Below are 13446 nucleotides of genomic sequence, written 5' to 3' on the forward strand. Positions count from 1 at the left end.
TGAGCCAGGGCCGTCCTCACATCGGTAGCGCGCCTGCGCCTGGCGGAGCGCCAAGTTCGCCCGCGACCTTCCAGAGCAGCACGGTCGCCAGCGCGTTGTCCTTTTCCCAATCCAGCAGGGACGCCTTCTGCTCCCAGCCCAGCAGCTGCAGGGCGCGGCGCACCACCAGATCCGAAGCCAAGAAGACGCGCGGGTCGCGCAGCCCGCGCAATGCCACATAATCCACGGTCCACGGGCCGACTCCCTTCAGGGCCAGTAGACTCTGGCGCAGCTGCGGGACCGGGGCCTTCATCGACGGGCCGAAATCCAGGTACCACTGGGCCACCCGTTGCAAGGTTGCCGCCCGGGAGGCGGGGCACCTGATGATGGACACCAAATCGGGAACCGATGTTCCGGCGACCCTCGCGGCCTCTGGAAAGGCGTGGAACCCGCTCGCGTGCTCGACCCCCAGTGCCGTGACAAGCCGCAGCGCCAGCGTGCGTGCGGCGCGGGTGGAAATCTGTTGACCCAGCACCGTGGTCACCAGGGCCTCAAAGAAATCCGGGTAGCTGATCAGGCGCAGATGCGGATGCCTTCGGGCGCAGGCACCGAGCAATGGATCCCTGGACAGGCGGCGCAATCCCGCAGTGCCGTCTTGCGCCAGCCCTAGCCAATGGGTCACGGCGTCCCGCAGCCCTGCTTCGGCGCTCGCCGGCGCCTCGGTGGTCACCCCGACGCCGCCGGCATCCACCCGCAGCTCGGTCAGCTGCCAGCCGGTGGCCGTGTGCAACAGCCGGGTGATCGTGCCCTGCGCCGGATCCAGGGTTTCCTGAATGGGCAGTGAATGCACCTGCAGCACCTGGAACAGATGCGCCACATCCAGCGCCCCGGTGGAGGTGAGGCGGAACCGGTGCGTCACTGTCGCCAGATTCCCGAACTGCCGCGGCGGTGCGAACCCAGCAGGTGGGTGTCCACCATGCCGATGGCCTCCATTAGCGCGAACATGGTGGTGGGTCCCACGAACCTGAAGCCGGCCCGTTTCAGCGCCTTGGACAGCGCCACCGATTCGGGGCTCTGCGTGGGAATCTGGGCCAGGGTGGCCGGCTGCGGGGGGTGCTGCGGGCGGTGCGACCAAATCAGCTCCGATAATCCGCCGGCGGCGCGCAGGGCGATGGTGGCCCGCGCGTTGCTGATGGTGGCCTCAATCTTGCGCCGGTTGCGCACGATCCCCGCGTCCTGCAGCAGCTGGTCAATCTGCGATTGGCCGAAGGCCGCGACCGCGTCGGGGTCAAAGCCGGCGAATGCCCGGCGGAAGTCCTCCCGCTTCTTCAGGATGATCGCCCACGACAGGCCGGACTGGAAGGCCTCCAGGCTCAGGCGCTCAAACAGGCCGCGCTCATCGGTGATGGGCATGCCCCATTCGGTGTCGTAGTACTCACGCAGCAGCTCGCTGCTGGCTGCCCACGGGGGCCGCGCCAGCCCGTCGGCCCCGATGATTAAATCTCCCATGCCACCATCCTGCCATCGCCGCCGGGACCGCTGGCCCTCGCGTCCGTTCCTGCTATCATCGTTATATGGCGATAATAGAGTCAGTGACCGATGAAGATGCGGGTGCGGTGACCCGCCGACGCACCGCGGCCCTCTTCCACTGCCTGGCCGACCCGATGCGGCTGATGATCCTGGAACACCTGAAGACCGGGGAGCACAAGGTCAAGGAGCTGACCGAGCACCTGGGCCTGGCCCAAAGCACCGTGAGCGCCCATTTGGCGTGCCTGCGCGAAGGCAACCTGGTCAAGGCCCGTTCGGTGGGGCGTTCCAGCCTCTACTCGCTGAACGACGAGGCGGGGCTGCAGACCCTGCTGAAACACGCAGGACCGTTGGTGCGCGCCCAGCAGGGCGAACACCACTGGCTCGACGAACACGAAGGCCCGAATTCCACCCAGGAGGCGCTGCACAGTGTCCCATGACCACTCCCATGACCACGGCCTGGCCGAGATGAACCGCAAACGCCTGGCCTGGGCGTTTGGCATCACCGCCACGATCCTGATCGCCGAGGTCGTCGGGGCGCTGCTGACCAACTCGCTGGCGCTGCTGGTGGACGCCGCCCACATGCTCACCGACACGCTGGGGCTGCTGATGGCGCTGACCGCCGCCAACCTGGTGATGCGCAAATCCACCGACCAGCGCACCTGGGGTTTCCGACGTGCCGAGGTGCTCTCCGCGACGCTGCAGGCGGCGCTGCTGCTGGCGGTGGGCATCTATGCGGCCATTGACGCGGTGCGCCGCATCTTTGAACCGGCCGAGATCCAGTCCACCGGCCTGCTGGTCTTTGGCGTAATTGGCTTGCTGGGCAACCTGGTTTCCATGTGGATCATCTTCGCCGGGCGGCAGGACAATCTGAACATGCGCGCCGCGTTCCTGGAAGTGCTGAACGACGCGCTGGGTTCGGTGGCGGTCATTGTGGCCGCAGTGGTCATCTGGCTGACCGGCTGGGCCACCGCCGACTCGCTGGCCGCACTGTTCATTGCCGCGCTGATTGTGCCCCGCGCACTGAAGCTGCTGGGGGAGACCACCCACATCCTGCTCGAATCCACCCCCCGGGGCCTGGACCTGTATGACGTGCGCCAGCACCTGGAGAAGCTGCCCGGGGTGTTGGCGGTGCATGACCTGCACGCCAGCCAGATCGCCTCGAACCTTCCGGTGCTCACTGCCCACGTGGTGGTGGCCGATGAAATGTTCTCCTCGGACTCCACCAGCGAGCTGCTGCGCCTGCTGCAGCAATGCGTCGCCGAACACTTCGAGGTGAGCATCAGCCACTCGACCTTCCAGATCGAACCGGCCTCACATCGCAGGAGCGAATACCACGTGGACTGCTGATCGTGCGGGGCGCGTGCCTTGCGGCACTGCGACGGCCGGTGGGCGCAGCTCTCCACCCCTGGTATGACACTGTGGCGCCAAACACCGTTCATTTGGCCGATCCCTTGGTGGCATGCGGGTTTGTAGTCTTGGACTATGAATCAAGAAACCGTTGTGGAAACAGATTTCGCCGTGCAGGCCCGGGGCCTGACCAAGACCTACGGGCACGGCTCGACCCGTGTCGAGGCGTTGAGGAGCGTTGACGTTTCCTTCGTGCGTTCGCGCTTTACCGCCATCATGGGCCCCTCCGGCTCCGGCAAGTCCACCTTGATGCACTGCCTGGCCGGGCTGGACACCGCCGATGACGGGCAGATCCTGATCGGCGGCAAGAACCTGATGCAGCTCAGCGACGACCAGTTGACCGAGATGCGCCGCGAACACATCGGCTTCGTCTTCCAGTCCTTCAACCTGGTGCCCACCATCACCGCGCGGGACAACATCCTGCTGCCGCTGGCGCTGGCCGGCAAGAAGCACGACCCGGCCTGGTTCGAGCAGGTGGTGGGGATCCTGGGGCTGAACGACCGCCTGGATCACAAGCCGCACGAGCTCTCCGGCGGCCAGCAGCAGCGTGTGGCCGTGGCCCGCGCCCTGCTCACCCGCCCCGAGGTGGTCTTTGGCGATGAACCCACCGGCAACCTCGATTCGCGCACCGGCGCCGAGGTGCTGTCCCTGCTGCGCGCCTCCACCCGCGAAATGGGCCAGACCATCATCATGGTCACCCACGACCCGGTGGCCGCCTCCTACGCCGACGAAGTGCTGTTGATGAAGGACGGGCAGCTGGTGGGCAAGCTGGCCGAGCCGACCGTTGCCTCGGTGACCGACGCGCTGGCCAACCTGGCGGAGTAGGACTGATCATGCTTCACGTCGCATTAGCGAATATCAAGACCTATGCGCGGCGCTACATCGCCGCGGTGTTGGCGGTGGCCATCGGCACCGCATTCCTCGGGGCCAGCCTGGCGGTTGACACCTCCACCCGGGCCACATTGAAGAACTCCGTGGGCGAGGTCTACCGCAACGCCGACCTGGTGGCCTTCCAGGACTGGAAGAACGAGGACTACGGCACCGAGTCGGACAAGCCCATGACCCTGGATGTGCTGAACTCGGTGCGCAAGCTGCCCGAGGTGTCCACCGCCTACGGTTCGGTGCGGGCCGGCACGAGCCTGCGCACCGACAAGAACGCGTTCGGCGCCTGGCTGGTTCCGGTCTCCGCCGAGAACCGCTTCTCCGGGCTGAACCTGATCGAGGGCCGGGCCCCGACGAAGGAAACCGAGATCATCGTCGATGAGAAGGGCGCCCAGGAGGAAGGTCTTTCGCTGGGGGACGTCGTTGCCCTGGACGGGGTCAGCGGTGAGGACGGACTGCAGGAAGTGCGCATCGTGGGGCTCAGCGCCCCCAGCGCCGACCCGTTCATGGGCGGGATGATGCAGGTGGGCGTGTCCGAAGACGCCTTTGAATTTTTGATGGGCGAGCAGGCGCAACTGGATGAGCTGATCGTCAACGCCTCCGGTGACGTTTCCGCCGCCGCGCAGGCGCTGCGCGAAGAACTGGCCGAGCAGTCGGTGAAGAGCGCCTCGGTGCTTACCGCCGATGAAAAAATCATCGAGGACGTCGCCCAGCTCACCGGCGGCACCGACCAGCTGACCGTGGTGCTGCTGATCTTCGCCCTGGTGGCTCTGGTGGTCACCGGCCTGGTGGTGATGAACACCTTCTCCGTGGTGATCGCCCAGCGCACCCGCGAACTGGCCCTGCTGCGCACCCTGGGGGCCAAGCGGGGGCAGATCCGCTCCTCGGTGCTCATTGAGGCGCTGCTGATCGGCGTGGTCTCCTCGCTGCTCGGCGTGGCCGCCGCGGTGGGCCTGATGGCCGGGCTGATCAAGCTGCTGCAGGTGACGGTGCCGGACATGGCCTACGCCACCCTGGCGCTGGATCTGAAGGTGCTGCTGGTGCCGTTGGCCATCGGCATCGTGATGACCGTGCTCTCCGCCTGGGTCCCGGCCCGCCGGGCCATGAAGCTGGCCCCGCTGGCGGCGCTGCGCCCCTTTGACGCGGCCAGCGTGAAGAACCGCGCCGGCAAGCTGCGGATCGTCTTTGGCGCCATCCTGGCCCTGGCCGGGATCGCCGGGCTGGTGGCCGGGGCGATGCTCAAGTCGCTGCCGATCGCCTTCCTGGGCGGATTGTTCTCCTTCCCCGGCATCCTGATGCTCGCCTCGCTGTTCGTGCCCTCCGCGGTGTACGGCATCGGGCGCCTGGTCTCCGGGGGCAAGGTGGCCGGCAAGCTGGCGGCACTGAACTCGGTGCGCAACCCCGGGCGCACCACGGCCACCGCGACGGCACTGCTGATTGGCGTGACCCTGGTGTCCATGATCATGGTGGGCGGGCAAAGCGCGAAGGTGTCCCTGAACCAGGGGCTGACCGAGGAATACCCGGTGGACCTGATGGTCCAGTCCGGGGACCTGAACCCGGCGCAGGAAACCCAGCTGCGCCAGATTGAGGGGATCTCGGCGGTGAGCCGGTACGAATCCGGGGCACCGAAGATCGAGCTGGACAACGGCACCAGCGACGAGTCCTACCTGTTCATCGTGGACACCACGACGCTGCAGGATGTGCTGCAGCAAAACGCCCCGCTGCCGCAGGACGGCGAGCTGGTGTACGCCACCGGGGCCAGCGGGGACGCCAAGGCCACCACGGCCACCATCAAGGGGCATGAGCTGAAGCTGGTCACCTCCTCGGCCAGCTACCTGCCGAACATGATCACCCAGGACACCGCGCAGCGGATCGGGCTGCAGCATGAAGAGGTGATGGGCGGTGCCCTGGTGCGCCTGGACGACTCGGTCAGCGACAGCCAGGTCAAGCAGGTCGTGGAGCAGATCTCCAAGACCCTGAACGTTGACCAGGCGCGGGTCAGCGGCGGGGTGACCGAGAAGGCGATGTTCTCCCAGATCATCGACGTGCTGCTGATGATCGTCTCCGGCCTGCTGGCGGTGGCGGTGCTGATCGCGCTGATCGGTGTGGCCAACACGCTCAGCCTCTCGGTGCTTGAACGCACCCGGGAGAACTCGCTGCTGCGGGCCCTGGGCCTGAAGAAGAAGCAGCTGCGCTCCATGCTGGCGGTGGAGGCGGTGCTGATCGGCGGGGTGGCCGCCCTGCTGGGCCTGATCCTAGGCGTCATCTACGGCATGTTCGGGACATACAGCACCCTGGCGGCCGTGGGCACGGTGTACTTCGACATCCCGTGGCTGCAGCTGGCCCTGGTGCTGGGTGTCAGCCTGGTCGCCGCGCTGCTGGCCTCGCTGACCCCCTCCCGCCGGGCCGCGAAGCTCTCCCCGGTGGAGGGCCTGGCCACCGAGTAGCCCTCCGGGGCTGGGCACAGTGAAGGGCTGGTTCCACCTGTTGGTGGGACCAGCCCTTCACCTGGTTAACCACAAGGTTGGGGCCGCGGCAACCAACGCCGCCGCCCGCCGCCCCTTCTAGTCGCGCAGCGCGATGGTGGTGGCCATCGCCGGGGAGCGCCCGGTGGTGACAAACCCGGAGATGTTCGAGCCCGGGTGCTTGATGATGTCGGTGATGGAGCCCAGGTGGCTGCTCAAGTCGATCTTGTCCTCCGGGGCGGCCAGCACCAGGTGGAAGCCGAACTCCTGCAGGGCCCGGATGCCGGCGGCGGCATATTCCGAGTTCGCCTGGATGAAGGCCTCGTCGATCATCACGGTGCCGTAGGAGGTGAACCCGGCGGTGGCGAAGCCCAGCTGGTAGGCCAGGGCGGCGCCCATCACGAACGAGGTGAAGCGCTGTCCCTCACCGCCGGAGAGGGTTCCGGGCTCCAGCCCGGTTTCCACCTCGCCATTGGGCTTGTGCTCATCGCAGCGGATCACCACGTGGTGGCGCACATCCAGCACGGTGGCCCGCCAGGAGCTGCGGCCCGGGTCGGCCAGCGCCTCCACGATTGCCTCCAACGCTGCGTAGGAGCGCTTCAGGGTGCTTTCCTCCCGGGTGCTGTAGGCCTCGTTCAGGGCCTGCTTCAGTTCGCGGCGGAACGTTCCGGCCTCGGCCGGGATGGCCGGCTCCACCTCGAAGCGCAGGATCGATCCGTGCTCGAAGGGCACGTCGGCCAGGATCTGGTTCAGCGGCTTGATGCGTTCGGCGATCATCCTGCGTTCCTCGTCAAGCAGCTGCAGCAGGTCGCTGAAGCGCTCGTAGGAGCGGTTGGCGAAGTACTCGCGGAACTGGGCCTCATGGTGCGGCAGGCCCTCGGCGACGATCTGGTCGTGCAGCCGTTCATAGTGTTCGCCGGCCTGCGCCCCGGTGCCGTGGGTCTGGGCGTGGGAGGTGCCGAATTCGCGGGCGAAGCGCTTGAAGGTGTCGCTAAGCTCGTTGGCCACCGCCACCCGTTCGGCGTTCAGGGTGCCCAGCTCACCGGTCAGCTGCACCCGGGCCTCGGCGAAGACGGTGGTGAGCTGCGCCGGGTCGGCCTGCTCGGCCTGCTGCAGCGCACCGATCACCGTTTTGACCGGTTCCAGCTGGGTGACGCCCTCGGGCAGGCGTCCCAGCAGCTGCCGGGCGTCGGCCTGCTCCTCGCCCAGGGCCTGCACCACCCGGCCCGCCTTGGCGATCTCGGCCTCCAGCTCCTGGATCCGGGAGCGGATCAGGGCCAGCTGGCCGATCACCTCATCGGATTCGGTCTGGGCCTGCTTCAGCTGCTGACGCAGCCCGGAGGAGTCCCCGGACCGGCTCAGCGCGTCCCCGAGCTTCTGTTCGCTGCGGCGCAGCGCCTCCAGCGCCGCGGAGGTGTCCAGCTGGGCGAAGCTGCGATCATCCTCGGTCAGGGCCTGGAGCACCCGCGCCTTGGCCAGCACCTGCTCCTTGGCGGCGCTGCGCTGGTCGGCGGCGGCCTGCGCGTCGGCGATCTGCTCCTGCAGCCGGGCCTGCTTGGCCTGCAGCTCGGTGATCTTCGCTTCGTTGGTGAACCCCAGCAGGTGCTCGGAGACCGGCAGGCTGCGGGTGTCGCGTTCGAAGCTGCCGGTGCCGGACTTCAGGGTGCCGGCCGGGGTGATCGCCTTGGCGTGCCGGTGCATCTGGGCATCGTTTTCCACGCACACCAGCGGATAGTCGGCGGTGATCTTGGCCTGCAGCCAGTGCCCGGCGGCGGTGGACATGAATTCGAGCTTGCTCACCAGGTCTGAGGCCCCGGCAACCGCCGGCTTGGGGGTTTGGGACATGTCCACCCAGCGGATCCGGCCCAGCCCGTCCAGCTGGTCGATGGCGTGGGTGACCGCCGCCAAATGCTCCCCGGGGACCAGGATCGAGCGGGCCAGGGTGCGCAGCGCCTTTTCCGCGGCCGTGCGCCAGCCCGCCTCGCTGGCGGCCACGTCCATCAGCTCCCCGGCAAAGGGCAGCTGGTCCTCGGGCACGCCGCTGGCCGAGGCGATCGCCCGCCGGGCGGCCAGCGAACGGTCATCGATGTTGCTGGTGCGCCGCTGGTAGGAGTCGATCTGCTTTTGCAGGGTGGCCGCCCGCTGGCGCAGGTTCATCAGCGAGGCCATGGCCTCGTACTCCACGGTCTGCGCGTCCTTGGTGATCGAGTCCAGCTGCTGCACGGTGCGCGCCGCATTGGCGCGCAGCTCATCCAGGCCGGTGGCGCTGAAGTCAAAGCTCAGCCCGGCCTGGGTGACCTGTTCGTGCAGGGCACGCAGCACGCTCTCCTTTTCGGACAGCGCCTTGCGCGCCGCATCGGCCTCCCGCTCCAGCAGCATCAGCGCCTGGGCGCCGGTGTCGTCCTGCAGCTGGCGCAGCTGGCCAAGCTGGCCGGCCAGCTCCTCCTTGCGGGCCTGCAGCTGCCCCTCCTGCTCGCGCAGCGTGGAGAGCTGCGTGGTGTGCACCTGCAGGTCCCGGCGCAGCACCTCGGCGCGCACGGCCTGCTCCAGCTCGGCCAGCTGGGTGTTCACCAGCTGCTCAATCCCGGCGATCTGCTCGGCCAGGGCCGCGTACTGCCGGTTCTGTGCCGGCACCTGGGCCAGCACGTCGCGCTGGCGCCGGGCGGTGTCCAGCTGGCGGTAGATGCCGCGCAGGTGGGCGAAGTCCTCCACGGCTGCGGCCGCGGCCTTCAGGGTGGCCGGTTCCTCCAGCACCTCGTGGCGGAAGAACTGGTTCACGCCCTTGGCCAGGCCCTTCCCGTTCTGCAGGGTGCGCAGCAGGGCGAAGGCCTTGTCGTTCTCCACCCCGAGCCGGCGGCGCAGCCGTTCCACGAACGCCTTGTGGGTGTCGAACGCTTCGGCCGGGTCCAGCAGCTTCTGCAGCGAGGAGACGGTGAAGCGCCGCGCGCCATGGTGTTCCAGCTCGACCACATCCAGCGGCCCCTCGCACAGCAGGTAGTGCTTGGAGACCTGGTTCTCCAGGCCCGCCTCGGGCAGGTCGAAGACGGCCGCGGCGGTGACCGTGTTGCCCATCCCGTCCTCGTAGCCCAGGCTGACCGCGCTCCAGGTGGCCCCGGGCCGCTGGTAGACGGTGCCCGAGCCGGTCTTGAATTTGCGTCCGCGCATGTAGGAGAACGTGGTGCGCCGATCCTCGCGGGTGGCCGCGTCGTTGGCGGACTCGTTCAGCCTCGGGGTGGCGAAGAACAGATGGCCCATCGCGTCAAAAAGCGTGGACTTGCCCACCCCCGGGTGCCCGGTGATCAGTGTCCCGGCCCGGTCCACCTGCAGGGTGTGCAGGCCGTGGAAGGTGCCCCAATTCACGATCTGGATCCGGGAAAGCCGGTGCTGGCCCGGGTTGAGCGTGTCGCCCAGCGGCAAGGTCATTTCTATGCTCATCGGTGCTACTCCTGAACCATCTGGGATTCGTCGCTGATCCGGGCGTCGCCCCCACCGGGCAGCGGCGGCTCATCAGGATCCTCCGCCAACTGCCCCTGGTGGGCTTCGCCGGGCTGATCGGGCAGCGCCGGCTGCGCCTCGGTGTTGTCGATCGCGGCGATGTAGCCGGGGATGTCCTGGATGCTGGCGATCGGCAGGGCCATCGCCAGGGCCGGGGAGATGCGGTACTCGTCGACCAGCTCGGTGCCGGTGATCAGCCGCAGCGTGTTCAGCCGGCCGATCGCCGCGTCGCAGGACTCGGCGAAGCGCTTGTCGTCCCGGTCGCTGGCGGTGCGGTGCTCGGCCAGGATCTCGTGCATGGCGGTGCGGGGAATGACCGCGTCGGTGCCGCTACCCGAATGCTGTTCCAGCAGCAGGCGCAGGCGCAGCGCCAGCAGCGTCTCGTCCCGCTTCAGGCCACGGCGCGGGGCGATCGGGGCCGAATGCGGCAAATCCACGTCCACCGGGCTGAGCATCGCGATCTTGCGTTCGGGATCGATGCTCAACCCCAGGAAGATTTCCGAGACGTACCCGGTGATCGCGGCGCGCTGATCCAGCAGCAGCTGCCAGCCGGCCGGGTCCACCGCGCCGTCCAGGTAGGGCCCGCGCAGCAGCTTGACCAGCAGCTGGCGCAGCTGCACCGGGAAGGAACCGGTGTCGCCGTCGAACAGGGGCTCGGTGATCGTTTCGGGGTTCACGGTGCTGGTGCTCATAGCGGCTCCTTGGTAAAGCTCAGTGCGGGCAGCAGGGCGGTACGGGTGCTGCCATCGACCTGGAAGTATTCGACCGGGTGCAGTTCGGCGGGGCTCAGCGCCTCACCGTTGGTCCGTCCGATCTCGATCAGCGCCCTGATGGTGTTCAGGTGCCGGTGTTCGGCCGGCAGCCGCGTGTACAGCTGGTGCAGCGCCACCGGGGCATGGTCGGCGTCCTCCAGCCCGGTGCGCACCGCCTCGCGCAGGAAGGGCATGTCGGCCTTCGCGGTGCTGGGGGTGCGCACAATGTCCGCGGCGTCGAACTGCGGCGCCTCTGCCAGGGGCGGGGGAGCCACATGCTCGGAAGGGTCAAAGATGCCCAGCCCGTGCAGGGTCACGAACTGCGGGGCGTACAAGTCCAACGGGGCCAGCGCGCTGCGCGGCTTCAGGTTCGTGGAACGGCTGATCGCCAGCTCCGCTTCACGCACCGCCTGGCGCAGCAGCTGCGCCTGCTGGTAGTCCTCGGACTGCACGAACGCGTGCAGCGATTCGGAGAGCCGGCCGTAGGATTCGTGGACCTCGGCGGCCTGGCGGCGCAGTTCGCGCAGCAGGTTGGTCAGGATCTGGCGTTCGGTGGCCTGCAGATCATCGACGAAGTCGCGCTCCAGCACCTCGTTGACCGCGGCCCGGAAACGCTGCTGCGCCTCGGGAGAGCCGAGGAATTCGGTGAAGCCGGAGAAGGTTTCCCCCTCCGCGGTGGAGCGCAGCTGCCGGTCGGCCTCCAGCACCTGGCCCACGGCCACGCCCTTGGCGGTGGAGGCATCCAGGATCCCCTCACGCAGGCTGTGCAGCATCTGGCGCACCCCGTCACGCATCCGCCGGAAGTCGGCGGGCAGGCTGGAGGCCAAATCCAGTACCGAGCGGGTGGCCGACAAGGCCGAGGCCGGGGAAAGCACCGCCGGGTCGTGCCCGGCCCGCAGCGCATCGATCTTCGCCTGGCGCTGGGCAATCTCCGCCTCCAGCGCCCGGATGCGGGCCTGCGGGTCCGGGTCGGTCTCATGGGCCAGGGATTCCAGGGAGGTCAGCAGCGTGTTCAGCCGGGAGGAGTTCAGCCGCGAGTCGTCGGTGGACAGCTCGTCCAAAAAGCGCAGCACCCGCAGGGTCGCCGCGGACGGCTCGTAGCTGAAGCGTCCGTCAATCAGCGGCCGGGCCAGGATGCCCTGGCGCACCCAGCCTTCGGCGAAGTCCTCGGCCGTGGAACTGGCCGGAACCTGCTCTTCGCTGTCCCGGGCCTGGCGCAGGAAGGAATCCAGGGAGGCGTGGAACAGTTCCAGGGACACCCGGGGACGGTCAGCGGTGAATTCGGCCCGAATAAACGCCAGCGCCCACGGCGGGGCGGTGATCAGCCGGTAGGCGGCGGACCGGCGGAACTGCTGGGACTGGTGCCACAAGCGATTCGCGCGGTGCGAGGGCTGCATAAACTTCCTTCGTCCTTGTCTCCTGCCTAACCTGTTTATCCTAGTTCATCTGCTGCAACACGCGGTGGGCGCCACAGCCGAAGCAACCCGGGCACCCGGGGCTGAGTAGGAGGGGAATGTTCACCTCGGGCAACACGCTTGTCCAAAGTTACACCGGCGGTTCTGAACCGGCCCCGGCCTGTGTAGGGTCGAAGCAAGGAAAGCGTAAACCTGCCGACCTTTGGAGGCTGTCAACCTGTGAACCGAACCAAGCTGCTCTCATCCGTGGCAATTCTCTCCCTGCTGCTGGCCGGCTGCAGCCAGGCAGACGACGCTGCGGGCGGCCCGGAGGCCGCCGGATCGCAGCAGGATGAACAACAGAGCCAGGAGCAGGCCAAGGCCCAGGAATCCGAACGGGTCAAGCAGGTCAAGGCCGAGGTCAACCGGCTGGCCGACGGGTACGACTATGACGCGGCGATGAAGCTGGTCAAGGACGAGCCCAATGAGGAACTCAGCTCGCTGGCCAGCGGCCTGCAGGAGGAAAAGGACGCGACGGTGGCCTGGGCTAAGCCGAACCAGATCCCGCACCTGTTCTTCCACTCCCTGGTGATCGACACCGACCGCGCCTTCGACGGGGACGGGGAAGCCCAGGGCTACAAGGACTACATGGTCACCCAGGACGAATTCTCCAAGATCCTGGACCAGCTCTACGAGCGCGACTACGTGCTGGTCAACCCGACCGACTTCGCCAAGCCCGACAAGAACGGGAAGATGAAGTACGGCGAGATCATGCTGCCCAAGGGCAAGAAGCCGCTGGTGCTGTCCATCGACGACGTGAGCTACTACGAGTACATGGACGGGGACGGGTTCGCCGACAAGCTCATCGTCACCGACGAGGGCAAGGTGCGCAACGTCTACACCGACGCCGAGGGCAAGGAACACACCGGCGCCTACGACGTGAGCACCATGGTCGATGACTTCGTGGAGGAACACCCCGACTTCTCCTACCGCGGGGCGCGCGGGCTGCTGGCGATGACCGGCTACAACGGCCTGTTCGGCTACCGCACCTCCGACAGCCAGTATCCGGAGAACAAGAACATGGACAAGGACAAGGCCGCCGCCAAGGAAGTGGCCGAGGCGATGAAGGACAATGGCTGGGTCTTCGCCTCGCACTCCTGGGGCCACATCGCCACCGGAAAGGTCTCCCTGGACCGGCTCAAGCGCGACACCAAGCTGTGGAAGGAGGAAGTGGAGCCGCTGGTGGGCAAGACCGACCAGCTGATCTACCCGTTCGGTTCGGACATCGCCCAGGTGGGCCAGTACTCCGGGTCCCGCTACAAGGTCTTCAAGGACGCCGGCTTCCGCTACTTCTACGGGGTGGACGGCACCACCACCGCCTGGATGCAGCAGACCGACGAATACCAGCGGCAGATGCGGGTCAACGTTGACGGCCTGCAGTTCGCCAAGGAAAAGCGGGGGGACCGTCCGGTGCTCTCCCACTTCTTCGACGTGGACGAGGTCATCGACAAGGCCCGGTAGCGGCCGGTAGCCAACCTCATC

At 67.5% G+C, this 13446-nt stretch carries 10 protein-coding genes; 5 read left to right on the plus strand and 5 right to left on the minus strand.

Annotated features, from left to right (window positions below):
* Positions 1-16: 16 nt before the first annotated feature.
* On the minus strand, positions 17-898 hold the full coding sequence (locus RCJ92_RS02200) for a DNA-3-methyladenine glycosylase family protein (protein WP_446753633.1): 882 nt from the start codon (positions 896-898) through the stop codon (positions 17-19).
* The gene (locus tag RCJ92_RS02205; protein WP_446753634.1) at positions 895-1488 is read right to left on the minus strand and encodes a DNA-3-methyladenine glycosylase I; all 594 of its coding nucleotides are present in this window, start codon (positions 1486-1488) and stop codon (positions 895-897) included. Before RCJ92_RS02205 ends, RCJ92_RS02200 begins: the two co-directional genes overlap by 4 nt.
* An 83-nt stretch (positions 1489-1571) precedes the next feature.
* Here RCJ92_RS02205 and RCJ92_RS02210 point away from each other — a divergent pair, with 83 nt between their 5' ends.
* The 4 genes from RCJ92_RS02210 to RCJ92_RS02225 all read left to right on the plus strand — a co-directional run bounded on the left by RCJ92_RS02210 (position 1572) and on the right by RCJ92_RS02225 (position 6245).
* The gene (locus tag RCJ92_RS02210; RefSeq protein ID WP_446753635.1) at positions 1572-1946 is read left to right on the plus strand and encodes an ArsR/SmtB family transcription factor; all 375 of its coding nucleotides are present in this window, start codon (positions 1572-1574) and stop codon (positions 1944-1946) included.
* A complete protein-coding gene (locus tag RCJ92_RS02215) occupies positions 1936-2856 on the plus strand; it encodes a cation diffusion facilitator family transporter (protein ID WP_446753636.1) in 921 nt (306 codons plus the stop codon). Before RCJ92_RS02210 ends, RCJ92_RS02215 begins: the two co-directional genes overlap by 11 nt.
* Positions 2857-2991: 135 nt before the next feature.
* On the plus strand, positions 2992-3741 hold the full coding sequence (locus RCJ92_RS02220) for an ABC transporter ATP-binding protein (protein ID WP_446753637.1): 750 nt from the start codon (positions 2992-2994) through the stop codon (positions 3739-3741).
* An 8-nt stretch (positions 3742-3749) separates the two neighbouring features.
* Positions 3750-6245: an FtsX-like permease family protein gene (locus tag RCJ92_RS02225; protein WP_446753638.1), complete on the plus strand. Its 2496-nt coding sequence runs from the start codon at positions 3750-3752 to the stop codon at positions 6243-6245.
* A gap of 117 nt (positions 6246-6362) precedes the next feature.
* Here the strand turns inward: RCJ92_RS02225 and RCJ92_RS02230 are convergent, their stop codons facing one another.
* From RCJ92_RS02230 to RCJ92_RS02240, 3 genes are read right to left on the minus strand one after another with little or no spacing between them, the layout of a single operon-like run.
* Positions 6363-9698: an ATP-binding protein gene (locus tag RCJ92_RS02230; protein ID WP_446753639.1), complete on the minus strand. Its 3336-nt coding sequence runs from the start codon at positions 9696-9698 to the stop codon at positions 6363-6365.
* Between the two features lie 5 nt (positions 9699-9703).
* Complete coding sequence (locus RCJ92_RS02235; protein WP_446753640.1) at positions 9704-10450, minus strand: DUF4194 domain-containing protein; 747 nt, start codon at positions 10448-10450, stop codon at positions 9704-9706.
* Positions 10447-11907: a DUF3375 domain-containing protein gene (locus RCJ92_RS02240; RefSeq protein WP_446753641.1), complete on the minus strand. Its 1461-nt coding sequence runs from the start codon at positions 11905-11907 to the stop codon at positions 10447-10449. The genes RCJ92_RS02235 and RCJ92_RS02240 overlap by 4 nt, the downstream gene beginning before the upstream one ends.
* A 237-nt stretch (positions 11908-12144) precedes the next feature.
* Between RCJ92_RS02240 and RCJ92_RS02245 the strand changes: the two genes are divergently transcribed.
* Positions 12145-13425, plus strand: coding sequence for a polysaccharide deacetylase (locus RCJ92_RS02245; RefSeq protein WP_446753642.1), 1281 nt, complete (start codon positions 12145-12147; stop codon positions 13423-13425).
* The last annotated feature ends 21 nt before the right edge of the window (positions 13426-13446 follow it).

It is taken from the genome of Glutamicibacter sp. BSL13, assembly GCF_052928425.1.